This is a genomic window from Longimicrobium sp. (assembly GCA_036387335.1).
Taxonomy (GTDB): Bacteria; Gemmatimonadota; Gemmatimonadetes; order Longimicrobiales; family Longimicrobiaceae; genus Longimicrobium.
The window spans coordinates 1-26,874 of record DASVTZ010000214.1; the positions used below are offsets into that span (position 1 = coordinate 1).

The 26,874-nt window shown below is 71.8% G+C and carries 19 protein-coding genes; 9 read left to right on the forward strand and 10 right to left on the reverse strand.

The genetic code is table 11. The annotated features are described in order from the left end of the window. On the forward strand, positions 1–987 hold a 987-nt coding region (locus tag VF647_21610), incomplete at its 5' end, for a HEAT repeat domain-containing protein (protein ID HEX8454692.1). Further along, a complete protein-coding gene (locus VF647_21615; protein HEX8454693.1) occupies positions 984–1,775 on the forward strand; it encodes a HEAT repeat domain-containing protein in 792 nt (263 codons plus the stop codon). The genes VF647_21610 and VF647_21615, both read left to right, overlap by 4 nt. A 203-nt stretch (positions 1,776–1,978) precedes the next feature. Here VF647_21615 and VF647_21620 read toward each other — a convergent pair whose 3' ends face one another. From VF647_21620 to VF647_21660, 9 genes are all read right to left on the reverse strand, one after another. Then, the gene (locus tag VF647_21620) at positions 1,979–2,812 is read right to left on the reverse strand and encodes a GSU2403 family nucleotidyltransferase fold protein (protein ID HEX8454694.1); all 834 of its coding nucleotides are present in this window, start codon (positions 2,810–2,812) and stop codon (positions 1,979–1,981) included. Continuing rightward, positions 2,809–3,939, reverse strand: coding sequence for a hypothetical protein (locus tag VF647_21625; GenBank protein HEX8454695.1), 1,131 nt, complete (start codon positions 3,937–3,939; stop codon positions 2,809–2,811). Before VF647_21625 ends, VF647_21620 begins: the two co-directional genes overlap by 4 nt. Before the next feature lie 78 nt (positions 3,940–4,017). Further along, a complete protein-coding gene (locus VF647_21630; protein ID HEX8454696.1) occupies positions 4,018–5,781 on the reverse strand; it encodes a dynamin family protein in 1,764 nt (587 codons plus the stop codon). Positions 5,782–6,076: 295 nt separating this feature from the next. Beyond that, positions 6,077–9,277, reverse strand: a complete 3,201-nt coding sequence (locus tag VF647_21635) for an efflux RND transporter permease subunit (protein HEX8454697.1) — start codon at positions 9,275–9,277, stop codon at positions 6,077–6,079. 5 nt (positions 9,278–9,282) lie between these two features. After that, complete coding sequence (locus tag VF647_21640) at positions 9,283–10,434, reverse strand: efflux RND transporter periplasmic adaptor subunit (GenBank protein ID HEX8454698.1); 1,152 nt, start codon at positions 10,432–10,434, stop codon at positions 9,283–9,285. A gap of 35 nt (positions 10,435–10,469) precedes the next feature. Beyond that, positions 10,470–11,903: a TolC family protein gene (locus VF647_21645; protein HEX8454699.1), complete on the reverse strand. Its 1,434-nt coding sequence runs from the start codon at positions 11,901–11,903 to the stop codon at positions 10,470–10,472. A 32-nt stretch (positions 11,904–11,935) separates the two neighbouring features. Further along, entirely contained in the window at positions 11,936–12,421 is a 486-nt protein-coding gene (locus VF647_21650) for a MarR family transcriptional regulator (GenBank protein HEX8454700.1), read from the reverse strand. A gap of 45 nt (positions 12,422–12,466) precedes the next feature. Further along, positions 12,467–12,919, reverse strand: a complete 453-nt coding sequence (locus VF647_21655) for a MarR family transcriptional regulator (protein HEX8454701.1) — start codon at positions 12,917–12,919, stop codon at positions 12,467–12,469. 469 nt (positions 12,920–13,388) lie between these two features. Next, positions 13,389–15,647, reverse strand: coding sequence for a beta-propeller domain-containing protein (locus VF647_21660; GenBank protein HEX8454702.1), 2,259 nt, complete (start codon positions 15,645–15,647; stop codon positions 13,389–13,391). Between the two features lie 203 nt (positions 15,648–15,850). Between VF647_21660 and VF647_21665 the strand changes: the two genes are divergently transcribed. The 7 genes from VF647_21665 (at position 15,851) to VF647_21695 (ending at position 25,106) form a co-directional block, all read left to right on the forward strand. Then, on the forward strand, positions 15,851–17,719 hold the full coding sequence (locus tag VF647_21665; GenBank protein ID HEX8454703.1) for a GGDEF domain-containing protein: 1,869 nt from the start codon (positions 15,851–15,853) through the stop codon (positions 17,717–17,719). Positions 17,720–18,249: 530 nt separating this feature from the next. Next, entirely contained in the window at positions 18,250–19,260 is a 1,011-nt protein-coding gene (locus VF647_21670) for a DegT/DnrJ/EryC1/StrS family aminotransferase (GenBank protein ID HEX8454704.1), read from the forward strand. Then, on the forward strand, positions 19,260–21,164 hold the full coding sequence (locus tag VF647_21675; protein ID HEX8454705.1) for a hypothetical protein: 1,905 nt from the start codon (positions 19,260–19,262) through the stop codon (positions 21,162–21,164). The genes VF647_21670 and VF647_21675 overlap by 1 nt, the downstream gene beginning before the upstream one ends. Next, positions 21,164–22,123 (forward strand): hypothetical protein, encoded by a 960-nt coding sequence (locus VF647_21680; protein HEX8454706.1) that lies wholly within the window; start codon positions 21,164–21,166, stop codon positions 22,121–22,123. Before VF647_21675 ends, VF647_21680 begins: the two co-directional genes overlap by 1 nt. Beyond that, positions 22,120–23,046, forward strand: coding sequence for a phosphotransferase (locus tag VF647_21685; GenBank protein HEX8454707.1), 927 nt, complete (start codon positions 22,120–22,122; stop codon positions 23,044–23,046). Before VF647_21680 ends, VF647_21685 begins: the two co-directional genes overlap by 4 nt. Further along, positions 23,043–23,849, forward strand: a complete 807-nt coding sequence (locus tag VF647_21690) for a TIM barrel protein (protein HEX8454708.1) — start codon at positions 23,043–23,045, stop codon at positions 23,847–23,849. The genes VF647_21685 and VF647_21690 overlap by 4 nt, the downstream gene beginning before the upstream one ends. Before the next feature lie 15 nt (positions 23,850–23,864). Continuing rightward, positions 23,865–25,106, forward strand: a complete 1,242-nt coding sequence (locus VF647_21695; GenBank protein ID HEX8454709.1) for a DegT/DnrJ/EryC1/StrS family aminotransferase — start codon at positions 23,865–23,867, stop codon at positions 25,104–25,106. Positions 25,107–25,201: 95 nt separating this feature from the next. Here VF647_21695 and VF647_21700 read toward each other — a convergent pair whose 3' ends face one another. After that, complete coding sequence (locus VF647_21700) at positions 25,202–26,836, reverse strand: hypothetical protein (GenBank protein HEX8454710.1); 1,635 nt, start codon at positions 26,834–26,836, stop codon at positions 25,202–25,204. Between the last annotated feature and the right edge of the window lie 38 nt (positions 26,837–26,874).

Genomic DNA, 26,874 nt, shown 5'->3' on the forward strand with positions numbered 1-26,874 from the left:
CGCGACGCGGACGAGCTGGCGACCCGCATCCGCGGCGAGTTGGGCCGCCGGGGTGACAGCGACGCCGCGCGCCAGGTGGAGCGCAGCGCGGTCCGCGCCGCGCGCCCCAGCAACCCCTGCGGCGACGACGACACGCGCGTCGCGGCCCTCAACGCCCTCATGGGGATGGACTCCGACCGCGCCCTCCCGGTGCTGGAGCGCGTCCTCGCACGGCGCGACGAGTGCTCCGCGGAGCTGAGGGAGAAGGCCGTCTTCATCGTATCGCGCATGGGCGCGCCGGCCGCGGAGAACATTCTGATGCGCGTCGTGCGCACCGATCCCTCGTCGGAGGTGAGGGAGCAGGCCGTGTTCTGGCTTTCGCAGTCGGGAACGGAGCGCTCGCTTCAGCTCATCGAGGAGATCCTCCGCACCTCGAACGACATGGAGCTGCGCGACAAGGCGATCTTCGCCCTCTCGCGCCACTCGAGCCCGCGCGCGGAGGCGGCGCTGCACGCATACGCCGAGGGCGAGGGGAACCCGGCCGAGCTGCGCGAGAAGGCGATCTTCTGGATCGGCCAGCGCGGCACCCCGCAGAGCGCCTCGTACCTGCGCACCCTCTTCGGCCGCACGCCGAACGCGGAGCTCAAGGAGAAGCTGGTGGCCGCCCTGGCGCACAGCCGCGGCAACGAGCGGTTCCTGTTCAACGTGGTCGCCGACGCGTCGCAGCCGGGTGACGTGAGGAAGCAGGCGCTCTTCTGGGCCGGGCGCGCGAATGGGGTCACGAGCGCCGAGGTCGCGTCCGTTTACGACTCGCTGCGCGACCGCGAAATGAAGGAGCAGGCCATCTTCGTCCTGGCGCAGCGGGGCGACTCCGGCGCCGTCGACAAGCTGATCGCCATCGCGCGCCGCGAGCCCGACCGCGAGCTGCGGGAGAAGGCGGTGTTCTGGTTGGGCCGCTCCCGCGACCCGCGTGCCGCGCAGACCCTGGCGGAGATCATCGGATCATGAAGACGATCGTGACTCGCGCCGCGCTGGCCGGCGCCCTCCTGCTCTCCGCCTGCGACGCGCAGGCGCAGGACGCTCTCGCCCGCCGCGTGGCCGCCGCTCCGGACGGTGAGGTGCGCATCTCCTTCGCGTCGAAGCCAGGGGTGTGCGGGTGGGAGGAGGGGATCTCGACCGGGCGCGGGACCAGCGAGGGCCGCCGCACCGTCGTCAACGGCACCGGCTGGCGGTCGGAGGAGTGCATCGAGGGCCCGGTGCGCGTGGCGCTGACGAAGCGCGGCGGCCGCGTGACCGACGTCAAGACGCGGGTCGGGCACCCGTTCCACGACCGCGGCGAGCGCGTCACGGACCTGGGGACGGTGGAGCCGCGCGAGGCATCCGACTACCTCCTCTCCCTCGCGGAGCGCGGTACGGACGCGAGGGGCGGCAAGGAGGCCATCTTCCCCGCGACGCTGGCGCAGGGGGCGACCACCTGGCCCGCGCTGCTGCGGATCGCGCGGCGCGAGTCGATCCCGTCGGAGGTGAGGAATGGGGCGGTGTTCTGGCTCAGCCAGGAAGCGAGTGACGCCGCCACCCGCGGTCTCCAGTCGATCGCGGACGACGACGGCGACCAGGAGGTGCGCAAGCAGGCGGTCTTCGCCCTTTCGCGCCGCCCCAACGACGAAGCGGTCCCCGCGCTGATCCGCATCGCCCGCACCCATCGCGACCCCGAGCTGCGCCGCACCGCGCTGTTCTGGCTGGGGCGTTCGGAGGATCCGCGCGCGCTGGCGCTGTTCGAGGAGATCCTGCGGTAGGGCCCCCACCCCCGCTCGTCACCTCGCGGCCCCTCCCCCAAAACTGCCTGGGGGAGGGGCTGTTTGCGTGGGTTGGTGCGCGCCTGCGGGGTTCGCCGCGGGGGAGGGCACGGGCAGCCACGTGGGGCGGCCCCTACAGGGTGGCGGTGCGCGTGGCGGGGTGTGGTGCGCGGGAAAGGGTGGGCAGACACGTGGGTCTGCCCCTACGATTTTCCACGGGGAGGGCCGAAGATCGCGTTGAGGCCGTAGGAGCAGAGTTGCTGCAGGCGGTCCGGGCGGAGGTTTCGGTCGGCGGGGATGCGCGCGGCTGAGCGGATGATGTCGTCCACGGCGCCGAATTGCTTCGCGGTCAGTTCCGGGATGGTTCGTCCGATTTTCGGGGGCAGCGTAAGGAGGAGCGAGGATGTCCAGAGGTCGCGGAGGGTGTGCAGCTCGTTGCCGAAAAGCTCGAGTGTGTCGTGGATGTAGAGAGCGTCCTGCGCCTGTTTGTCGGCGGGACGCTTGCTTCGGATCAGGAGCTTCTGCGCGATGAAGCTGACCGGGTTCGCGATGGAGAGATCGACGGGGGGATCGAGGGGGATCGGCGCACCTGGGCCAAGGCGCACCGACCAGGGGTCGGCCAGGAGCAGATCCACGTGCCGAAGCTTCTGCGCCGTGATTCCGGCCTTCCGGAGGGTGGCATCCGGGGTGCCGTCGCGGCGTACTCCGCCGCCGTGCAGCGGGGTGAGGAACTCGGCGTAGAATCCCTGGCCCTCCTCGTCGCCGAGCTGGTAGTGGACTACCGGCGGAGTGTGGTCGCCGCGGAACGCTTCCTGGAAGTTGGCGGCGCGCAGTGCTTCGCGGATGTCTCCGGTGAGTGGCGAGCGTCCCGAGAACGCCACGTCCGCGTCGAGCGTCATCAGCGGAGCGTAAAGCGGGGTGCCCGCCAGCTCGTGCAGCCGGTGCAGACGGTGCGACCAGCCGCCCACGATCACCAGGTGGCCGAGCCAGGGGCGAAGCGCGTCCACGAGCCGCGCAAACGAGTCCACCTCGCTCATCCTTCCTCCGGCCCGGAGATCAGCGGCTCCAGTACGCGGCGGCGGATCGCGTCCGCCTGTTCCGATCCGCGCGACGGGTGCAGGGAAACGTCGAGCCAGACCTGGATGGCGTCGCTGGCCCACACGCCGCCTCTCTCCACCATCCCCCGGAAGACCGAGCTTCCTGGTGGACGCTCACGCAGGATCAACGTGGGCGCTTCGTGCCGCTCGGCGGGGACGATGTTCTGCCGGGCCGCGCCGCCTGCGAACGGGTCGCGCTGCACGTAAACGTGGGGTGGGACGCCGTGCACGAAGCCCAGATTAAGCGCGTCCGCGGCCGCGAACAGGCCGAGACACCCCTCGCCGTTCTGCGCCAGCCGTGCGGCCTCCGCGCGCGGGTCGCCAATCAGCACGCGAGACGGCATCTCCCGTCCAGGCCGCGAGGCGGAGTGCAGCCACCGTTCGAACAGCGGCTGCCGCCGTACGAGGCGCAAGTAACGCCGCGACTCGTCCATTTGCCCCTCGCGGACCAGCTGCCGCGTGAACCGGTACGCCACCGATGCCGACACACGTGCCGCCTTCGCCAGCTCGGACGCATTCCGGTAACGGCCGCGGGGTGCCGTCAGGAGCTCTTCCGGGAGCTCGGGCGCGAGCAACACCTTCAGCAGCCACTGGTTGAGATCGGAGAAGAGGTCCGCGTGCGACGCAACGGCCACGCGGACGCTCGCGCGTGGCGCGTCAGGATCGGCGTTGAGCGTTTCGAGGCCCTCACCCCGGAAGCGCCGCAACCCCGCGAAGTCGATCACGCCCGCGGCTGTGTCGGGGGCGTACTTGGAGGCGAATTCCAGGACTGCGTCCGCCGCTTTCGAAGAGATCTTGGGTGCCGCCACAACGGCCAGTGCCCGCCGCGCACCGCGCCGGTGCGACGCCTGAAGGCACGCCTGTGCCCACAGGGGGATGAGGCGGTCGCTTCGCCCCTCCGCTCCCGCCTTTACCTCGACCACGTACCACGGAGAGTCCGCGCTTTGACGCGCAACGAAGTCTGCTGCTGCGCGTTCCACCGTCCACCCGGCCGACGCGAACGCCTGCTCGAGCAGCTCCCCGAACCGCCGTTCGCGGGCGCGCGGTTCCTTCGCATCCGCGACCATTCGCCCCTCCGCGAAAAAGTGTCGCGGCCAAGATAGTTGTCTTGGCCGCGACACAACAGTGTATTCTTCCTTGAGCAACTACCGCTTCCCTTCGATCTCCGCGCGCAGGCGAAGGAGGGCGTCTTCGGAGGTCACGAGCTCGTCGCGGGCTTCGTTGAGCTGGTCCTGCTGGACCTGCACGAAGCGGCGGTAGGGGGCGATGCTCTCGTTGACGCGCTCGGTGCTGTCACCGATGGCGCCGTGGACCTGGCGCGTGAGGGCGTCGCGGAGGCGGGTCCGGAGGTCGGAGATCTTTTGCGTGAACTCGGCCTTGGCCTGGCGGCGGCGCGCGGGGATCACGTACAGCCCCGTCGCCGCCAGGGTGGTCGCCAGCACCACGCCCGTCACGTCCGCCACGGCGCCGGTGAGGAGCGCGGTCATCAGCACGCCGAGGCCCATCCCCGCGCCGGCGAACATCGTCATGCCGGACGAGGAGCGCACCTCGTCGGCCAGCTTGCGGCCCTCCGCTTCACGGTTGTAAGTGCCAACCGCTTCGCGCGAGGCTCGGCCGATGGAGTCGAGCAGCGCCTGGCGGTTGTACGAGAAGTTGCCGGTCACCTCGCCGATCATTCCCTCGCGGTGGCGGGCGATCTGGCGGCGGTCGATGTAGCCGCTGATGTCCTGCCACAGCTTGAGGTTGCGCTCCACGATCCAGTCGATGACGCGGCCCACTTCGTCGTCGATGTCGCGCGGGGTGTCGCCCACCACGTCGCGCTCGAAGTCGCGGCGGATGGTCTCGCTGTTCATCAGCTCGCGGATGCGGCCGAAGCGGATGCGCTCGTCGAAGAAGTTGAGGCCGCGCACCTCCATCTCCGAAAGGAGCGCGTCCATCCGCCCCAGCCGCGGCTCGAAGTCGCGCAGCATCTCCTGGTGGAAGGCGCCGAGCTGCGTGTCGATGTTCTGGAGCGTGGAGACGTCCTCGGCCAGCATCTTGAGCCGGTCGAAGGCGGTCTCCTTGTACTTCCGCGCCAGCGTGAGCCCCACGTTGAGAGGGTTGAGGAGCTTCAGCCGGACGCGCTCTTCCTGGTCCAGCGTGTTGAGCAGGTAGTCGTCCACCGCCGCGAAGCCGCTCTCCTTGTAGAGCGCGTCGTCGTTCTGCTCGCGCGCTTCCTTGGCCTGCCGCGCGGATACGGGAAGCACCAGCGCCGGCTCGCCCAGCAGCCGCTCCGCGTTCTCGCTCACGAAGGTGGTCACCTGCCGCCGGTCCATGGGGTCCTGCAGCAGGTCGATCTTGTTGAGGATGAAGACGATCTTCTTCCCCCAGGTGCGGATCTGCTCCAGGAAGCCGCGCTCGCTTTCCGTAAAGGGGCGGTCCGCGGAGGTCACGAAGAGCACGAGGTCCGAGCGGGGCACGAAGTCGCGCGTGAGCTCTTCGTGCTCGCGGATGACGGCGTTGGTGCCCGGGGTGTCGACGATGTTGAGGTCGCGCAGGATCTCGGCGGGGTGGCGCCGCTCCAGGAGGTACGCCTCCACCATCTCCTCGCCCGGCTCGTCGCCGTGGCGCACCAGGTTGATGCGGTCGGTGGTGGGGGTGACGCCTTCGGGAAGGATCTTCTCGCCGAGGAGGGCGTTGATGAAGGAGCTCTTCCCCGAGTTGAACTCGCCCGCGATCACCAGCAGGAAGAAGGAGGAGAGCGCCTCGCGCGCCTGCTCGAAGTGGCGCAGGTCGTCGGCATCGACATCCGTGCCGAAGCGCCCGAGCGCGGTCGAGAGGCGGTCCAGCAGCTCGCGCTCGCGTGCGCGCAGCTCCAGCTCGCGCTCTCCCAGCAGCCGGTTTCGCCGCCGCAGCAGTCCCAGCGCCATGCTCGTTCTCCGCGTGTCCGTGGCCTCTCGCTCCCCAATCCCGCGGAGAGTAGCAAACGCGGGGCCGCACGTCGCAAAAGCACGCGATGTCGCTTGTCTCACGCAGAGGCGCAGAGACGCAGGAAGAGAACAACAGAGAAAATCATCACACAGGGGGAGGCCAGAGATGAAACAGAAAGCCACAGAGAAAACCTTTAGCGGTTCTCTCTGTGGCTCTGTGTGAGCTATGCAGTTGCAGCTCTCTCCTGCGTCTCTGCGCCTCTGCGTGAGACTTCAGTGTCTCCGTGAGGCGTTTTCAGTCGCCCCAGGCCGGCTCGGGGGCCAGGCCGGCGTGCTCCTGCTCCTCCTCGATCTCAGACTCGCGGGCCGGCGACGTCAGCTTGCGCTTCACCCATCCGCCGAAGTCGTCGAAGTAGGTATAGGCGACCGGCACCACCAGAAGCGTGAGGAGCGTGGAGGTGATCAGGCCCCCGATCACCGCGCGGGCCATCGGGGCCCGGAAGCCGCCCCCCTCGCCCATGGCCATCGCCACGGGGAGCATGCCGAAGATCATCGCCAGCGTCGTCATCATGATGGGACGCAGGCGCACCTCGCCCGCCTCCACCAGCGCCGTCCAGCGGTCCTTGCCGTCGGCGCGGCGCTCGTTGGCGTTGTCCACCAGCAGGATGGCGTTCTTCACCACGAGCCCCATCAGCATGATCAGCCCGATCATGGACATCATGTTGAACGAGTCGCCCGTAAAGAGCAGCGCCAGCAGCACGCCGATCAGCGAGAGCGGCAGCGACAGCATGATGGCGAACGGCTGCGTGAACGACTCGAACTGCGACGCCAGGATCAGGAAGATGAGGATGACGGCCAGGATGATGGCCTCCAGCACGTAGCCCACCGTCTCCACCATCTGCTCCGTCTCGCCGCCGAGCGTGACCTGGTAGCCGGCGGGCATGCGCACGTCCTCCAGCGCCGCCGTGATCCGCGACGAGGCCTCGGAGATCGAGAGCTCCGGCGCCGTGCCGGCCGAGACCGTGGCCACGCGCTCCAGGTTCTGCCGGTCGATCTGCGAGGGCGCGGTGCCCTGCACGATGCGCGCGACCTGCCCCAGCGGCACCGTCACCGCCGCGCCCGCCGCGTCCCGCCGGCCGGTGGCCACGGGGAGCGAGGTGAGGCTGGCGAGCGAGGTGCGCTGCTCGGGGGCCACCTGCACCACCACGTCGCGCTCCTCGCCCGTGGGGTCCTGCCAGGTGGTGGCCGTCTGCCCCGCCAGGAGCGGGCGGACGGTGCCCGAGATCTGGCCCACGTCCAGCGCCAGCTCGTTGGCCACGTCGCGGTCCACGTCGATGCGGAACTCCGGCCGCGGCGCGCCCAGGGAGGTCTCCACGTCCACCACGCCGGGGATCGCCTTCATCTTCGCCGCGATCTGCCCGCTGATGCGCTGCAGCTCGGCGACGTCGGGGCCGCGCAGGTTCACCATGAGCGGCTTCTGCGCGCCGCCCACGCCGCCCGCGTCCAGTACGGCCACCGTGGTGCCGAAGTGGCCGCCCAGCGCCCTGCGGGCCGCCACCATCAGCTCGTCCTGCGAGCGCTCGCGCTCGGCCGGCTTCACCAGCTTCACGTACACGTTGCCGCCCGTGACGGTGCCGGTCACGCCCGCGCCCACGGTGGTGTAGGTGTAGTCCACCCCCGGCAGCGCCTTGATCCGCGCGCCGATCTCCTCCGCCCGCTGCCGCGTGTACGCCAGCGACGAGCCCTCCGGCGTCTCGAAGGTGACGGCGAACTCGGAGTTGTCCGAGTCCGGCATGAAGCCGCCGCCGATGAGCGGAAAGAGCATCATGGAGCCCACGAAGGCGAAGAAGGCCATCGCCAGCGTCGTCTTGCGGTGGCCCAGCGCCCACTCCACGATTCCGCGGTACTTCCTGGCCTGCCGGTCGAACCAGCGGTTGAACGCCGCGATCCCGCGCGTGACGGGGTTGCGCGACGGCGTGTGCGAAGCCGAGTGCGCCTCCACGCCCCACCACGCGGCCAGCATGGGCGTGAGGGTGAAGGAGACGAAGAGCGACACCAGCACCGCCCACGCCACCGTCATTCCGAACTGGTAGAAGAAGCGGCCGATGATGCCGCCCATGAACGCCACCGGCACGAACACCGCCGCCACCGAAAAGGTGGTCGCCATCACCGCCAAGAAGATCTCCTTCGTCCCCACGTTGGCCGCGGTGAAGTGGTCCTTCCCCATCTCGCGGTGCCGCACGATGTTCTCGATCACCACGATGGCATCGTCGATCAGAATGCCGATGGAGAGCGAGAGCGCCATCAGCGACAGCACGTTCAGGGTGAAGCCCAGCACGCTCATCAGGATGAACGACGAGATCACGGAGACGGGGAGCGCCAGCGCGGTGATGGCCGTCGCCTTCCAGTCGTTCAGGAAGAGCATCACCACCACGATGGTGAGCACCGCGCCCAGGATCAGCTCGTGGATCACGTCGTCCACGGAGCGCCGGATGCTCACCGAGTTGTCGCGGATCACCTGGAGCTGCGTGCCGCGCGGGAGCGAGCGCTGGATCTTGGCGATCGCCTCGTTGACGCCGTCGGCCACCGCCACCGTGTTGGCGCCCGACACCTTGAGCACGTCCATGGAGACGGCGCGGGTGCCGTCCACCAGGGCGAGCGAGCGCTCCTCCTCGGTGCCGTACTCCACGCGCGCCACGTCGCCCAGGCGCACGGGCTGGCCCTGGCGGTTGGCGACGATGACCTGCGCGAACTGCTCGGGCCTCACGATGCGGCCGGTTACGCGAACCAGCTGCTCCTGCGACCCGCTCTCCAGGCGCCCCGCGGGGACCTCCAGGTTCTGGCGCTGCAAGGCGCCCATCACCTCCTGGGCGCTGACGCCGGTGGCCTGCATGCGGTCCGGCTGGATGAAGACGCGCACCTCGCGCTCCAGCCCGCCGGCGATCTGCACCTGCCCCACGCCGCTCACCGACTCCAGCTGCCGGCGGATCCCCTCGTCGGCCAGCGTCGTCAGCTCCGCGATGGGCGCGGTCTTCGACGACAGGGCCAGCGAGATGATGGGCTGCGCCGAGGGGTCGAACTTCTGCACCACCGGCTGCTCGATGTCCTGCGGCAGGGAGCGGCGCACCGCGTCGATGCGCGCGCGGATGTCCTGCGACGCCTGGTCGCCGTCGCGCCCCAGGTCGAACTCCACGATCACCTGGCTGACGCCTTCCAGCGAGATGGAGGTGATCTTGTCGACCCCTTCCACCGGGTTGAAGGCCTCCTCCAGCCGCTTGCTCACCTCCCGCTCGATCGTCTCCGGGCTGGCGCCGGGGTAGACGGTCTGCACCGTCACCACCGGGATGTCCACCTCGGGAAACTGGTCGATGGGAAGGCGCCGGTAGCCAAAGATTCCGAGCACCACCAGCCCCACCATCATCATGGTGGTGAAGACGGGGCGCCGAATGGCGAGGGCGCTGAGCCCTCCGCCCATGCTCTGTCTGTTGTCGCTCATGACGTTCAGCGCCCCCCGGCGGCGTTGCTGGCCCCGCGCACCACCACGCGCGCGCCCTCTTCGATCTCGCCCGGCGCCACCAGAACCCGCTCGCCGGCCGAGAGCCCCTGCGCCACCGCCACCATCCCGCGGGCGTCGTCGCGCTCGCCCAGCGTGATGACGCGGCGCTCGGCGCGGTCACCCTTGATCACCCAGACGAACGACTCCGCGCCCGCCGTGCGCACCGCCGCCGAGGGCACCACCACCGCCTGGCGCGTGGTGCCGGTGAGCACGCGCCCCGTGGCGAAGAGCCCGCCGATCAGCGACCCGTCCGCGTTGGGAAGGCCCAGCGTGACGCCGAGCTGGCGGGTGTTGGGATCGGCCACCGGGTCCACGCGCGACACGGTGCCGCGGATCACCCGCCCCGGCTGCGCGTTCAGCTCGAACTCCACGGGCTGCCCTTCGCGCACGGAGGCGGCCTGGTCCACCGGCACCTGGCCGCGCAGCTCCAGCCTCCGCGAATCGACCACCGTCAGCAGCACCTGGCCCACGCTCACGGCCTCGCCCGGCTCCACGCTGCGCTCGCTCACCTGGCCGGTGATCGGCGACACCACGCGCGTGCGCGACGCCTGCTCCGACGCGCCGGACGACGCGGCGCGCGCCGCGGCCACCTGGGCGCGGGCCGCCTGCACCTGCGTCTCCGCCGCGCGGAAGGCGATCTCGCTCATGGCGCCCGCCTCGTGGAGGGTACGCGCCGACTCCAGCTGCCGCTGCGCCTGCGCCAGCGCCGCCTGCGCGCCGGCCACCTGCGCCGCGGCGCCGCCGGCCTGGCTCTGGATTCCCTGCGCCTGGATGCGGGCCAGCAGCTGCCCCTGGCCCACGCGGCTCCCGCGGTCCACCGAGAGCCCCGCCACCACGCCCGGCACCTGGGCCTTCACCTGCACCACCCGGAACGGCTCCAGCGACCCGGTGAGCGCCACGCCGCCCTGCAGCTGCGTGGTGCCCGCCGCGGCCACGTCGGCGGGGGAAAGGACCACCTCGTCCCTGGCCGCCACCGTGTCGCCGCGCGCCTCCTCGGCCGATGCGCCGCCGCCGCCGCCGCACGCCGCCAGCGCGGCCGCCAGCGCCAGCGCCAGGGGAGCGCGGGCCCGGCGCCCGCGCGATCTGTCGATCGTCATCACCGTCTCCATTGGGTCGAGGTTGGGTTGCCGCGTCACGGTGCCACCGCTCCCGCCGTGGCGCGCCGCACGCGCGCCGTGGCGATGCGCAGGTCGGCCGTGGCCTGCGCCAGGTTGCTGCGCGCCTGGAGAAGCTCCAGCCGCGACTGCGACACTTCTAGCTGCGTGGCGAGCCCCCGCTGGTAGCGGAGCACCGTCAGGTCGTAGACGCGCTGCGCCGCCTGCACCGTCGTCTGCCGCGCGGCGATCGCCGTGCGCGCGCGCTCCGCCTCGCCGCGCGACTGCTCGTACTGGAGCTGCACGCCCGCGCGGAGCTGCGAGAGCTGCAGCCGGGCGCGCTCGGCCTCGATGCGCGCCTGGGCGAGCTCGGCCGTGCGCTGGCCGCCGTTGAAGATGGGCACCTGCACCGCCAGCGTGGCCGCCGCGTCGCCGCGGGAGGCCTCGTCGAATCCGAACACGCTGGACGGCTGCAGCTGCCTGCCGTAGTGCGCCTGCACCGAGACGCTGGGGAGGAACGCCCCGCGCGCGATGCGGATCTGCTGCTCGCGGATCGCCACCTGCCGCTCCGCCGCGGCGATGGAGGCGCGCCCCGCGGTGGCTTCGGCCGCCGTCAGCGCCGCCTCGGCCTCCTGGGGCGCGTCCAGCGGCGAGGTGAGCCGCAGCGGCTGGTCGAGCGGAAGGTCCAGGAGGCGCTTCAGCTCCAGCAGCGCCAGCTCGGCGGCGTTGGTGGCCTGCACCAGCTGCGGCCGCAGGTTGTCGCGCGACACCTGCGCGCGCAGCACCTCCAGCTCGGAGCCCTCTCCGGCGCGCAGCCGGAGCTGCTCCTGCGCCAGGAACGCCTCGGCCTGCTGCAGCGCGGCGCGGGCGAAGCCGGCCAACTCCTGCGCGAGCTGGGCCTGCGTGTACGCGTTCCTCACCTGCAGCTCGATCTCGGCGCGCCGCTCGGCCAGCCCCAGCTGCGCCGCGGCCGTGTAGTCGCGCGCGATGCTGAGCGCCGCGCCCGTGCGCCCGCCCGAGTAGAGGAGCTGCGATCCGCTGAGCGTGGCCGTGTACGTGTTCTCCTGCCCGAACGGGAGGCCGCTGAACAGCCCGCCGATCCCGGCGAGCCCCGCCAGCGGCGCGTTGCGCTCCAGGTAGGCCACGCGCTCCGCCAGGCTCGCCGTGCTGTCGGGCGAAAAGCGGAGCGAATCGGGAAGCGTGAACGCGCCCCCGCCGCCGAACGGCGACTGGAAGGTGCGCGTGTACGCCAGGTTTGCGCTGAGCTGCGGGAGCGCCCCGGAGCGGGCGGCGGTCACCTGCGTCCGCGCGAGCCGTACCTCGCTCTCGGCCAGGCGCACCTCGTCGCTCTCGGCCAGCGCGCGCGTGAGCGCCGCTTCCAGCGTCAGGTTCACCGTGTCGCGCGCCTGCGCCGGCAGCGCCCGCGGTGCTCCCGCGGCGAGCAGGGCAAGGAGGAGGATCGATCGTCTCATCTATCTTCTTCGTTCGAGAGTGTTCGGAAGCATCACCGCGCGGCCGCGGCGCCGCGCTTGAGCCGGCGCAGCGTGCGCTCCACGCTCCGCGTGGCGAAGGAGTGCAGCCGGCAGAGGACGCGGAACCGCTCGCCCACCACCGGGTTCTGCGCGGCGGTGGTTCGCGAGCCCAGGTCCGCCGCGTCGCGCAGCCGCCGCATCCACTCCAGGCGCCGCTCCAGCATCATCACCGCACCGTCGGGGCGTGCGCGGTAGAAGTCGCGCCGGTCGCCGGGTCGGCTCACCTGCTCCACCACGCCCCACTGCTCCAGCAGGCGGGCATTGGTGCTGACGCTCGCCTTGCTGGCCTGCACCCGCTCCGCGATCTCGTCCAGCGACAGCTCCTTCGGGCTCAGCAGGAGGAGCGCGGCCATCCGTCCGGCCGTCCGCGAGCCGCCATCCTGCTCCACCAGCCGCGCGAAGTGCTCGATGAACTCGTCTTCGTGCAGCGGAGGTCCTTCAGTGCGTTCAGTATGCATTATACGTCACGTGTACGAGATCTGTTTCGGCGTGCCGCGTTCCGCCTACTCGGCCGGGCGCCGCAGCTCCTCGCGAAGGCTCATCAGCGAGCGGATGGCCGCGCGGTTGAAGGTCACGGCCCTGCCGAAGCGCGCGCTCACCTCCGGGTCCAGCGGGCCCAGCGCCTCGCGCGACCGTTCCAGCCGCTCGATCATGAGCTCGATGCGCCCGAGCTGCCGCTCGATCAGCCGCTCGGAAAGGTCGGGGGCGATGCGGTAGAAGTCGCGCCGGTCGCCGGGCCGCGTGATCCGCACGGCGACGCCCCAGTCCTCCAGCAGCCGCGCGTTGGTGCTGACGCTCCCCTTGCTCACCTGGAGACGCTCCGCGATGTCGTCGAGCGAGCACGGCTCCTCACCCAGCATCAGGAACCCGAACACCCGCCCCGCGATCCTGGGAACGCCCTCTTCCTCGAAGTGGCGCCCCATGACATCGATGAATTCGTCCCGCGCGTCCGCCATCGCTCCCCAGAGGTTCCGTTTCAAGGTGCAACCTACATCTACCCGATCGTTTAGTCAATACTGAACGCACAGAACAAAGCAGTGGTCAGCGTGGCACGAGCCGTCCCCTCGACCCGCGCAGTAGATCCTTCGCCACGCGCCAGAGTGTGGAGCCGGGGCAAGGCCCGAGAGGCGCGTTGCTCAGGATGACAAGAGGGGGGGACACCGCCCGCCTTCACCCATTTCTTTTTGTCATCCTGAGAGAGCCGCCCGCGCATAACTCTGCGTTCCCACCTAACTGTGGCGGCGATCAAAGGATCTAGCGTGCGAGGCAAGGGGCCGGCGTGACGGGCACCGTTCCCTCGACGCGCGTAGTAGATCCTTCGCTCGCGCCAGAGTTTGGGGCACGTGAAAGGGCGGAGAGGCGCTTTGCTCAGGATGACAAAAGGGGGGGCCGAGATGCCCTCTCTGTGCCTCTGCGTGAGCTCACCTACCGGCGGCGTGCGGTCCAGCGCCCGTTCGCCGTCACCTGCTGGCCGTCGGGGAGGCGGACGGGGCAGGAGAAGGTGCCCTCCATGCGATCGGGCTCGGTCAGGACGGCGGAAGGGCGGCACCCGGAAAGATCCAGCGATACCGTGGTCCCCCGCACGGTTCCCGTCCCGCTCCCCCGCCCGGAGTTGTCGATCGTGCGCCCGTCCAACGTGCACTGGCCGGTCTGCTCGAAGGTGACGCCGAGCGTGGCGCCGTCCTGGGTGAAGCGGTACGTGCCCTGGCTGCGGCAGCGGTAGCGGTCCCCCTCGCGGCCCACGGTCTCGTCGTAGTCCCACAGGCCGGTCATCTGCGGGGGGCGCGGCGCGTAGCTCACGCGGCGGACTTCGCGGATGCGCCCGCCGTCTTCCGCCCCCTCCACCAGCTCGTAGCCCAGCAGCGCGAAGATGCGGCCCCGCAGGAAGATGGGGCGCGCGTTGCCGTACCAGTCCACGCACGACGCGCGGCACCCGTCGTCGTCGCTGGAGGAGCGGGCGGCCAGGTCGCCCAGCTCGGAGAAGCGGAACGCGCGGTTGCGCAGGAAGAGCACCGACGCGGACCCGTGGCGAAGCTGGTCGTAGCCAGAAGCACCGGGGCCGCGGATGGGGAGCCCCAGCACGCCCGACTCCTCCCCGTCCTGCCGGTAGAAGAATCCGTGGCTGCGCGTCTCGCCCTGCGACGCGCTGGAGCGGGTGTAGCGGTCCGCGAGCGCCGCGGTCGTGCCCAGGCGCACCCCGCTGAAGTGCAGGTCGCCGCGGCTGTCGCTCCCCACCACGACGGCGCCCGTCCCCATCGCCTCGATGCGGTCCACCCGGTGCGGCACGGGGAGGACGACCACGCTGTCCGCCGCGGCCCAGCGCACGGCAAAGACGGCCGCACCGCCGGCGGAGCGCGGCCCCCCGTCGCCGTTCCCCGTTCCGTACAGGAGCCACGAGCCGACGTACCGGTTCTCGAAGCTCCCGCGCCGCTCCGGCACCAGGAGCGGGCGGTACGCGGAGACGGGCGCCGCCCGGCTCCCATCGCCGAACGAGGCGAGCGGAATGCGGAGGAGCGACAGGGGCTGCGGCATCGCGTGCGCCCCCCGGAGCGCGGCGTCGTGCACCAGCACGTTCAGGTGGCCGTCGCCGCTCTCCAGAAAGGAGAACTGGTCATCCGGCTCGCCCGTCACCCGCACCCCCGTGGGCGCCGTTCCGTCGAGCGGCATCCGGTAGAGCACGGAGCGCGAGGGGGCGTCGTCCTTTGCGTCCCACGCGGGCTCCTGCGTCGCCCACACGTACACCGCGCGCGGCGACACGTAGAACTCGCTCGACTGGGGCCCGAGCAGGGCGGTGGATTCGCAGCGCATTTCCCTGCCCGCGGGGTCGCACACGGTCACGGTGTGCATGACCGGCTCGTCTTCGAAGCTCACCGGGCCCGCGGGGCGGTACACCCGCGTGGCCCGGGCGGTGCGCCGGAAGGTGCTGTCCGGCGCGCCCCAGTGGCGCACGGCGGGCAGGGAGGCGAACGGGTCTTCGTCGTCCGCATCCACGGGGATGGGGGCGTAGAACACCAGCTTTCCGTTCACCAGCCGGCTGGCGTAGTTGCTGGGCGAGTAGTAGTCGAACGAGCGGAGCTGGTAGGTACCGCGATGCGCCAGGCCGCCCGCCGCGTCGATGCGAAAGAGCCCCACCTCGGTGCCGCCGCGCTGGTAGCTGTAGCCGATGACGGCCACCATCGTGTCGGACACCAGGAGCTCGTCGTACCAGGAGCTCCGCGGATCGATCCCCGGCCCGAACGCGTCCACGGCGGCCACGGGCTGCAGCGCGTCGCCGCCGAAGCGCACCGTGAAGATGCGCCCGCGGCGGAGGATCACCAGGTGGTCGCCGTGCGTCTTCACGATGCCGCCCTCGTCCACCCCCGCGTGCTGCACGTTGGTGATCGACTCGCCCGCCACCGGCGGGGCCGCGGCGGGTGCCTGTGCCGGTGCCGGTGCCGGTGCCCCTGGCTCGGCCATCGGGGGCGGGGCAGGCATGGGCGGCGGCGGCGGTGCCGGTGGAGGAGGCGGGCGCCTCTCCATGCTCCGCCGGTACTCGCGCACCATGCGGCGGTAGTACTCGGCGTACTCCTGGTCAGACCGGAAGGCGCGCAGCGTCTGGCCCGGCTGCTGTGCGGCCGCCGGACGCGCCGGCGGGTCGAAGAGGGTCCAGAGCGCGCAGGCGGCGAGAAGGATGCGGAGCTTCATTCGAGGACGATGTGCGAGGAGACTTCGGTGGAGAACGCAACCTTGTATTGGAGCGGCGGTAGCGCAACGCCTTCGTTCAGGGCCGGGCGAGGACCCGCGTCGTATTCTCCACCGTGCCCTCTGTGTGACGCGGCGGGTTGGTTGGAAAACGGCCGCGATGCGACTATGATTCGGTCGCCGCACCATCCTTCCCGGACCTTTCCATGCGACAGCTCTCCCTCGCCCTCACCGCGGCCATGCTGGCCGCGGCGCTCACCCTGTCCGCACAGGCACCCGCCGCGCCGGGGTGGCTGGCGGATGCGCAGCGCCTGGAGGACGCCGACCCCGACTCCGCGTACGCGCTGGTGCGGCGCGGCCTTCCGAGCCTGCGCCCCGGGCCCGAGCGGATGGCGGCGCTCGCCCTGCGCTGCTGGACCGCCGCCTCCGCCGCGCCCGACTCCGTGCTCGCCCACGCCGCCGCGGGGATGGCCGAGGCCGCGCGCCACCGCGACGCCCTCGCGCTCGCGAAGCTGCGCGTCTGCCGCGGCTACGGGCTGGAGGATGCCGGCAAGCCGCTGGAGGCGCTGGCGGACTACGACTTCGGCGTGGCGGAGGGGCGCCGCCTGGGCGCGCGCGACCTGGCCGCCGTGGCCCTCCTGCTGCGCGGGCAGCTCCGCTACTACCGCGGCGACTTCACCCCCGCGCTCGCCGACCTGGACGAAGCCTACCGCACCTTTGCGGCGCTCGGCGACGAGCCGCAGCGGCGCAGCGCCCTCAACTCCATCGCCAACCTCTACGCGGACGGCCGCGTGGCGCAGTACGACCGCGCGCTGGAGTACTACCGCCAGGTCCTCGCCTCCAACCAGCGCGGCGGATCGCGGCGAGGGATCGCGACGGCGCACTTCAACATGGGGAGCACGCTGGAGCGCATGGGCCGCCTGGGCGAGGCGCTGGCCCAGTACCGCCGCGGCCTGGAGATGGACGTCCGCCGCGGCGACTCGGCGGAGGTGGCGGTCGACCGCCGGGCGGTGGGCGTCGTGCTCTACAAGCTGGGCCGCCCCGCCGATGCGCTGGCGGAGCTCGAGCACGTCCGCGCCTACGCCGCGCGCGCCGCCGACGTGGAGCTCGCGGCCCAGACCCGCCTGTCGCGCGGCGTGGCGCTGCGCATGCTCGGCCGCACCGCCGAGGCGCTGGACGAGCTGGAGCGGGCGCGCGCCCACTTCCAGGCGACGGACAACCGCCGCTTCCTGGAAAAGGTGCACGAGGAGCGCGCCCTGGCCTACGCCGCCCGCGGCGCCTGGCGCGACGCGTACCAGGCCCGCGGCGAGCAGATGGCCCTGCAGCGCGCCCTGGAGGCGGGCGCCAACCAGGAGCAGAGCACCCGGCTGCGCGTGCGCTTCGACGCGGACAAGAAGGAGGCCGAGAACCGCGCCCTTCTCCGCGAGAACGCGCTGCGCCGCCAGGCGATGGCCGCGGCGGGGCGGGTGCGGCGGCTGCAGGTGGCGGTGCTCGTGCTGAGCGCGTTCGTCATCGGCGCGCTGGTGCTGCTGGCCGTGCGCCAGGTGGCCGGCGCCCGCCGCCTGCGCGCCATGGCGCTCACGGACGAACTGACCCGCCTCCCCAACCGCCGCCACCTCCACCTGCTGGCCGACGCCGCCGCGCGCACCGCCCGCTCGCGCGGCACCGCCTTCTCGGTGCTGGCGCTGGACGTGGACCACTTCAAGAGCATCAACGACCGCTTCGGCCACGACGCCGGCGACACCGTCCTGCGCCGCGTTGCCGACGCCGCGCGCCGCGCCCTGCGCGAGGGCGACCACCTGGGCCGCACCGGCGGCGAGGAGTTCGTCGCGGTCCTCCCCGATGCCCCCGCGTCCGCCGCGCACCCGGTGGCGGAGCGGCTCCGCGCCGCCGTCGAGCGCACCTCCTACGCGGACGTAGACCCGGCGCTGGTGGTCACGGTGAGCGTGGGGATCGCCGCCTGGGCCCACACGGACCCGGACTTCCACGCCACCTTCCGCCGCGCCGATGACTCTCTCTACCGCGCCAAAGCCGCCGGCCGCAACCGCGTGGAGCTGGCGCCGTCGGCCGACTGACGCGACGGCGCGCCCGCATCATGTATCCCGAAGCAACTTGAGTAAAAACGCGTATCGCGCGTGGGGTGCCGGCGCCGCGCCGAAACGTCCGATCGGCACGTTCCCGCCGAGCGTGCGGAAGGCGGCGGAGTCCGTCAATGAGCGGGTTGATTTCAGGGAAGGTCCGGGGTACGTTGACTGGGTCGTCTCCTCGGGCGGGTGGCTCTCGAGGCGCGACGGTGTGGAACCCTTCCCGCCGCATTCGCTCCATTGCAGATACGAGGTCGGCCATGATCTCGGGTGCGCCGAACGTCAGCGCCCTCCCGGGCCGGCACGGCCGCGCGCAGCCATGACCTCCGGTGGCCCGGCGCGAAAGGCGTGAGTAAGCGCACCCGCCGCATCACGCGCACGGCCCCTCCCCCTATTCGCGCCGTTATCATGTACGCCACCCACCACATCGGCGCTGTACCGGGCCCGTGGCTCTTCGCGTGAACTCGCCCAAAGCTTCCACGCCGGGCGGCGGCCGATGTGCGTCGTACGCGCATCCCGCCGTGCATTCCGAGATGCTGGCCGCACGCGTGGCCCAGCGCCTGGAGGGGCACACGGGACTCCCCGTGGAGCTCATGTCCAGCGGCTCGGCGGCACTGGAGTGCGCCCTGCGCGTGCTGGAAGCTCCGCCCGGTGCGCGCGTGCTGGTGCCCAGCGTCGGGTGCGACGCCATCGCCATGAGCGTGCTGAACGCGGGAGCCACTCCCTCCTTTTACGAGATCGACGCCGAGCTGCGCATGCACCTGGGCCCCGATGCGCGGGACGCGTTCGCCGTGGTGGTGAACTACCCCTTTGGATACGTGCCCGAGGGTGGCGAGCCCGCGCGCCTGGAACCGTTGCGGCGCGCCGGGGTTCGAGTGGTAGCCGACTGTGCCCAGGCATTCGGCACGCGTGTGGACGACCGCCCCGTGGGGAGCCTGGCCGACGTGGCCGTTTACAGCTTCGCCGATGGCAAGCACCTCTCCTGCGGCGAGGGAGGCGCGCTCGCCGCCGCCGACCCCGCGCTCCGCGAGCGCGCGTGGAGCTTCGCGCACGCGGCGCGGGTGCGCGGATCGTTCGACCGGGCGGCGTGCGGCCGCAATTTCGCCATGGCGCGCCCGGTCATGGCCGAGTTGAACCGGTGTCTGGACAGGTGGCCGCGCGACGCGGCGCGGAGGCTGGAGCGCGCCCATCTCGCGCGGGCGAGGCTGCGGGGCGCCGCGGTGCGGATCGTAGAGCCCGCGAACGACGCCGTGGTGGTGCCGCTCAAGCAGGTGATGCGGCTGGAGGAGCCCACTCCCGCGCACCGGGCCGCTGTGGCCCGTGTGGCGGCCGAGTTTCGCTTCGTGCAATCGTGGTGGCCGCGAGTGCCGATGGAAAAGAGCTACCTGGGCGGCCGTCACCTGCCCTTCGCCTCGATCTCCACGTGGCGGGAGAGCGCTTTCACCCTCTCCCTCTCGCCCGCGGTGCCGCGGGACGAGTTCCGCCGTGGGCTCGCCGCGCTCAGCTCTGCCCTTTCCGGCACTGCCTCCTGATGCACGCACCGGCCATCATCCCCGCCGCCGCCTGGGTTCCCCTCGAAGACGCCTGGCGCGCGACGTGGGGGGGTGATCCCAAGTTCTACGGACTTGCCGTAGCGGCGCTCTTTCGCCTCGGCGTTCCCGCGGGCGCGCTGGTGCTGGGCGCCCCCGGGTGGGACGCGGACACCGCCGAGCGCGCCGCCGCCGAGGCCATCGCCTGGATCGAATCCGCCGAGGGGAGGCCCGTAGGCGCGGCTGGGCCCGACGGCATCCCGCTCCTCCTGACCGTGCGCTTCGGCGACAAGTACTCGGATCCGCGCAAGCCGCCCTCCGTCTCGCTGATCGGCGCCGCCGCACCGCGCACCTCCGCCGAGGCCGAGGCGCACCTGCGCGCCTTTCTGGGCCGCATCGACGCCGCCGGCCAGTACGACGCACTGGCCGCTCTGCCGCCGGCGGCACGCGCGGCGCGCATCGCGGCCCTGGGCTTCGCGCGGCTGGTGGAGCTGGGGGTCGAACGTCCGCAGGTGCTGCTGCAGCGTGCGGCCGTGACCGTGGATGCGCCCGATAGCGGACACGGAACGGCGTACACGCGGCACCCCCAGACCGCCGCGGAGATGGACTACGGGCGCTACATGTGGGATGCCACCGGCCACGAGTTCGATGCGCGCTCGGGCGATCCACGCAAGCGCGACCTGTCCGTGCTGGCCGACGAGCACCCCGCGTCGTACGCGCGCCTCCGCTCGGTGCTGGCGTTCGTGGAGGCGTATTTCCAGGAGATCCGCTTCGTGGAGTTCGGACTGGAACGCGGCCGGCTGTACATCTTCCAGGTGACCCCCCGCAAGCGCGCCGAGGGCACGATGCCTTCCATGCGGCGGCTCCCCCCCGTCAGCGGAGAGGTGAGCGATCCTCCGCCCGCACCCCTTCCCGGCGAGTGGCGGGAGCTGCGGATGGAGGGGCTGGCGGTGCGCGTGGGTGCAGGCGCGGCGGCGGAGGCCATACGAGAGGTGTCCGTGGCGGCGGACCCGCCGGGCGCGGATACGGCGGAAAGCTGGCTGCTCACGCTGGAGGAGGGGACGTGGCCCGCGGATCCGCCGCCGGGTGGCGTACCCCGGGTGATGGAGCGCAGCGTGCACGGGGTGCACCGGATCGCGTGGAGCGTGGCGCGCGCGCACACGGAGTGGATCGTGGAATCACGCTGGGGATCGGCGCTCCGCATCGAGCCTGGCACGCGGACGCTGCGGGTGCACGGCCCCGCGCGCGCCGCGGCCGACCTGGCGGCGCACACCGTGGAGGCGCTCCGGCGGGAATACCTGGAGGCGCACGGCTGGGCCTGTCTCCATGCTGCCTCGGTGGAGATCGCGGGGCGGGCCTGGTTGCTCGTCGGCGACAAGGGCGCGGGAAAAACCACCCTGCAGCTCGCGCTGCTGGACGCGGGCGCCCGCCTGCTGAGCGCCGATCGCACCTGGGTGGCGGCGGGAGCGGCCGGCCCCGCCGCCCGGCGCGGGCCGGGAGCGCTCCGCGTTACCGGGCACACGCTGGCCCTGGTTCCCGGCGTCGTCGAGACGGGTGGAGGAAAGCCCTCCGTGGGAAGCGGGAAGTACACGCTGCCGCTCGCGCGCTTCGCGGCCGCGGGAATGCTTTCCGGGTCCGCGCGGCTCCCGCTGGGCGGATACGTCTTCGTTCGCCGTGGCGAAGGCGCGGCCGGGTGGCGTGTACGGCCGGCGGCGGCGGACAGCGCCGCCGCGCACCTTATGGCCGGCCCAGCCGACCACCAGCAGCGGTGGCTGCACGCCTGGCGCTGGTGGGGCGCGGGCTCGCCACCGGCGATCCCCGCGGCTCCCGCGTGGAGCCTGGAGGGTAGCGGCAGCGCCGCCGAGGCCGCGCGCCGGGTAATGGACGTGCTGGCCGGGGAGGGGTGATGTCCGCCCCCTCGGTTCCGAGCCCCGCGCTGGAGCCCGCGGACGCCGTGCGCCGGATGTACGGGCGCACGCTGGAGTGGTTCCACGCCACGTACGCCACCACCGCCGCCCCGGACCACACGCCGGGAGTGGTCGCCACCACCGCCGCGTGGCCGCTGGCCGGGGCCGAGCGGCTGGTGTGCGGCGGGCCCTGCCTGGACCACGCGCTTCCCGAAGGCGCGCCCGGAGTGAGCCTTCAGATCGCCGTGGAAACGGCCATCTGGCTGGAATACGCCGCCCGGACCGGACACCCGCTCTTCCTGTTCGTGATGGGTGGCGCCTCGGCCGAAGGGGAAGATCGCCCCGCGTGGGAGGGGATGCTGCGCGCCTTCCGCGCGTTCGTCGACGATCTCCGCGCCCACCCTCTCATGGCGGCGCCGCGGGTGCACCTGGAGCCCACCTGGACGCGTGCCGCCGCATGGGCCGCGGCGCGCGCCGAGCTCTGCGCGGGGGTCGCCACCGCCCGCTACGACACCCTGTACCAACCGGTCCGGCCGCTCGACGCCGTGCGCGGCGAGCCGCTGCCCCGTGAGCTGGAGCGAGCATACCAGGACAACCTGCTGGCCTATCACCCGGCCATGGTCGCCCGGCTCAGTCCCTGGCCCTTCGAGCGGCTGCAGCACCTGGAGAACCTTCAGCAGCTTCGCGCCTACGCACTGGCCGCGCGCATCTTTCAGCTCGACGCCGCCGTGAACGCCCACACCAGCTTCCTTCCCATGACTTCCCCGGACGGGTCCATTCGGCTCACCCGCGCTCCCGGCGACGCGCGCCTCCCCGCGCGGCTGGGCGCCGCCGTGCTGCGGCGCCAGGCTATGGAAGAGCCCAACCTCCGCGGCTACCTGGATGCGCACCTGCCGCCCGCACTGCACGACCTCGTGGTGGAGCGCTTCTCCGCGCGCTTCGCGCCGGGGGTGGCGTGAGCGCCTCGGCGGCCCTGCGCGCGGGGTGGAAGATCGCGGCTTCGCCGCGCTCCGACGACCTGGGGGTCAACAACCGCGTATGGCAGGTGGGGCGGCGGTTCTGGCTACACTGCTACGACCCGGACGACCTTCCGTGGCGTGAGCGGCAGGCGCGGCTCGTGGAGGCGCTGGGCCAGGTCGCCGCGCGCGAGGGGGCGGAGCTGCGCGTTCCCCAGACGGTGCCTCCGCTGGGGGGAGGGCTCTTCCACCGGGACGAGGAGGGCGCCTGGCAGCTCACCCACAACGTCCCCGGCCGCCGGCCCGATCCGCTCCACGGCGCCGAGTACCCGGCCGTGGCGGGCGGCCTCGCGCGGCTGCACCGGCTCCTGGGGCAGATCGATCCATCGCTGGCACCCGCGCCCACCACGCTCCGGGGCGACCTGCAGGCCAACCTGGCGCGCCATCGAGCCGAAAGCGGCGACGCCGCGTTCGCGGCGATGGTGGAGCCCGCGGTCGAGAGGGTGGAGGCGTGGCTCCCGCGCCTGCTGTCGCTCCCGGTGCAGGTCATCCACGGCGACTTCTCGCACCCCAACCTGAAGCTCGCGGGGCGGGGCGCTGCCGCCGAGCTCACCGGGGTGATCGACTTCGAGTTCTGCAGCGCCGATCCGGCGGTGCTCGACCTGGCCACCGTGGTGCTCACCCTCCTCCTCCGCGGCCCCGGCCGCGGTGCCGATGCCCGGATCGGCGCGATGCTGGATGCGTACGCCGCCGCGGGGGGGGTGGAGGTCGGGGCCGATGATCTGTGGCCGGCGCTGCTGGCGCGCAAGCTCGACAGCTACTGGCACCACGGCGAGCGGGCCAGGCGCGATCCGGCGGCGCGCCCGGTCGCCGAGCGCCAGGTGGAGCAGCTACGCCGTCTCCTGGGCTTCCTGGACGCGCGATGACCTCCGGCGTACGTGTCCGCCGCGCGGAGTGCCGGCCCGAGCGGCTGGACGAGGTGCGGGCCGCGGGCTTCGTCCACGTGGAGTGGGAGTGGTCGTGGAACGGCGCCGGCTCCAGCCCCGTGCCATCCGCGGGCGAGCTGGCGAGTGCCGCTCGGGCGCTGGCCGGCGCGGGGCTCACCTGCAGCGTGGCCGGCCCCACGGGGATCTCGGTGGCCGAAAAGGTCGACCCGCTCCGGGCCGTTTCCACCCGGCTCTGGCGCGAGCTGTACCAGGCCGCGGGGGAGCTGGGAGCGCGCTGGGTGGTGCTGGAGCTGGGCCAGGCGCGGTGCGCACCCGATGAGACGGAGAAGCGCCGCCGGCGGATCGACCTGGCGCGTCCCGCCCTGCACGCCATCCTCGAAGGCTCGGATGGCGGGCCGCTTCTGCTGGTGGAAAACCAGCGCCGCCTGGATCCCGTGCTGGGGCGGACCTACCTGGGAGACCATGCCGCCGACCTGGTTCACCTTCTCGACGGCCTCCCCCCCGAGCGCGCCGGGATCATGTTCGATGCCGGCCACCCGCTCATCGGCCAGGACCCCCTGGCCTTCCTCGAAGGCGTGGATCCCTGGATCCGCGCGGTGGCGCTGCACGCCAACGACGGGGTGCGCGACGAGCACCGCGCACTCGAGCCCGGCGACGTGGACCGGCACCCGGCATACTGGCACGGGCTCGCCCGCCGCGCCGCGGGGCTCCCCGTCGTAGTGGAAATCGACGACCTGGATGCGGCCCGCAGTTGCTGGCACACCTTCTCCCATCTCCCCTGACCGTCGCCTACGCCCATGATGAACAGCCCTCTCGCCCTTCACGGCGGCGCCCCCGTCCGTCCGACGTACAAGCCCGCCCGCCCGCGGGTTCCAGCCGAAGCCCGCGACGAAGTCCTGCGCGTACTGGACGACGGCACGCTGGCCCGCTTCTACGGCGGCACCCACGTCCGCGCGCTCGAGGCCGAGTTCGCCGCCTGGTTCGGGCGCAGCCACGGCGTGGCGGTGAACTCCGGGACGTCGGCGCTCCACGTGGCCTACGTGGCGGCCGGCCTTCCCCCCTTCTCCGAGGTGCTGGTACCCGCCAACGCGTACATCTCCGCGATCACCGCGCTCATCCAGAGCCACCTGGTGCCGGTGATCGTCGACGTCGATCCGTCGAGCTGGGTGATGGACCCCGTCGATGCCCGCCGCAAGCTCACGTCCCGCACCTCGGCCATCGTGCCGGTGCACATGTACGGGCAGCCGTGCCCAATGGACGACCTGCTGGAGCTGGCGCGGGCACACGGGCTGTGGGTGCTGGAAGATTGCGGGCAGGCTCACGGCGGCATGTGGAACGGGCGCCTGCTGGGGAGCCTGGGCGATGCGGCCGCCTACAGCGTGTGCTGCCGCAAGCACGTCACGTCGGGCGAGGGAGGGCTGGTGATCTCGGATTCGGCCGCGCTGGTGGAGCGCGCCCGCAGCCTGGCTCACAAGGGGAAGGGTGACGGCTGGTTCGAATATCTGGAGATGGGCTTCAGCTACAACATGACCGAGGTGCAGGCGGTGCTGGCCCGCCACGGCCTGCGCGCCCTGGAACACGAGACGCAGACCCGTCAGAAGTTCGCCGCCGGGATCCGGGCCGCGCTGGATGGGCTCGGCCTGGAGTTCCCCCACCTGGGCGAAGGGTCGGCGCACGCATACTTCAAGTTCAACTTCCTCCTCCCGCGTGAGCTCGGCCCCTGGCGCAACGAGATCGTCACGGCGCTGCGGCGCGAGAACGTGGGCGCCGACCCCGCGCATCCGTACGTGCTGGAGATCGACTGGCTGCGGAACCAGGAGCCGCTTCTCTACTCACAGATTACCGAGGGGCGGCCCTGCTATGCTCGTGAAAGCTGCCCCACCGCGCTGGATGTGATGGCCCGCCAGGTGGGGCTGGAACTGGGGCCGGGGCTGGACCAGGAAGACATCGAGTACACCATCGCCGCCGTGCGCAAGGTGATCCCGTGGTACGCCCAGAACCATGCGCGGCTCGGGAGTCCCACGGTCGTCTCCATATGACGCGCTCCGCGTAAGGCAGCGTCACGCAAACGGAGGTCCGGGAACCATTCTCCCGGACCTCCGTCGCTCCTTGGGTCGTGGCCCCGCCGCACGGCTTACACGGCAGGCATCGCCGTAAGGAAGCGCGAGACGATGGCCGACTGCCCGGTGCACTTGTAGCTGTCGGTCATGCGGGCGCGGAGCGATTCCAGAACGTTGCCGTCTTCCCCGGGGGTGTTGATCATGCGGTGAATCCGCTCGCCCACCTCCCCGCGATGGTCGCGCAGGATGGCGCGGAGGATGGAGGTCACCCGCTCCAGCCCGTCCGTCTCGGGGAGTCCGGGGGGAACCGCGAACTCGTCTCCGAACCCGCTGAAAGCCATGCAGCGCCCGGGTCCCAGCTCGTGGGCGTACTGCTCGCTGATCAGCGCCTGGCTGTAATTCTGCGGCAGCACGAAGTGCGGGATTTTACCCAGCGCCATCGCCTCCAGCGTAGTGGTGATCCCCGGAGAGGTGAGCACCACGCGGGCGGTGGACAGCCGCTCCACGAACTCGCGGTGCGGAAGGTGGCCGATGCGGACCCCGGTGCGCGTGCCCAGCCGTCCGCGCAGCCGTGCCGCCAGACGCTGGTTGCAGCAGACGGTGACCTCACCCTCCCCCACCGACTCCAGCACCTGCCCCACGATGAGGTCGGCGTATTCATCGTACAGCGCGGGATCGACGAACGGATTGGCGCACCCGCCCAGGCTCACCAGTACTTGGTCGTCCGGTGCATCCGCTCGCCGCGTAACGTAGTCGGCCGTCGCCTCGATCGGCGCCACCACCTCGATGGGAAGGCGGCTGGACCATTCCCGCAGCCGGCTCGGCGGCACCAGGTAATCCTGCACGAAGTAGCGGGTCGCGTGCTCGATCCCCGGCGGGGGGCCGGGCCACATCCAGGCCAGGCTGTCCACCATGTACAGCGGCGTGCGGCGCCCGGCCCAGAAGGGAAGAATGTCCAGGTTGAGCACCGAGAACACGGCCTGATACGCCTCCAGATGCTCCGCGAGCGACGCCAGCACTTCGGGCCGGTCCACGTCCACGCGATACACCCGGTCGAAGGCCGGCGAGGTGCGCGCGAAATCGTAGTCCAGCCCGGCGCCGAAGCAGTGCAGGGTGATGCCCGGGCGCCGCCGTTTGATTTCGGCCGCGATCGCCACCGCCTTGGAGATGGGGCCGAAGCCGAACGCCGAGGAGAGGAAGGCGCAGCTCTCGCCCTGCGCGGCCGCGGGCGCGCGCTCCTCGCGCAGCTCATGCACGGCGGCCAGCAGCGCGTCGTGCAGAGCCGCCTGCGCCGCCACGTCCGTTCGCGCTTCGGCCGCGGCGGGCACGAAGATGCAGCGGCCCACGGAGGCCAGCCCCGCCAGAAGCGCCGTGGTGTCGCGCCCCCCTTCGGGCACCACGATCACCATCGGCTTGTCCATGGCGCTTGCCCACCCGAGTTCCAGGTGCACGCCGTAGCTGTCTTCCGCCAACGCCACCACACAGTCGGCGCGCTGCATCTCCAGCATGTCGAAGGGGGTGCAGACGGAGGCGGCGCGCAGCTTCGCGCCGTACTCCTCCAGACGAAGCGCCAGAAAGACGTCATGCCCCGCGTGCTGCAGGGCCGTGTCGATCCCTTTGATGAAATGCGCGTATGCCGGTTCGACGGAGGGTACGGGGCCGTCGTGCCGAAGGTACCCGGTGATCGGGCACGCGAAGAAGATCCGCATTCTGTTCGTGGGGAGTGGTATGAGACGTGGGGACGTGC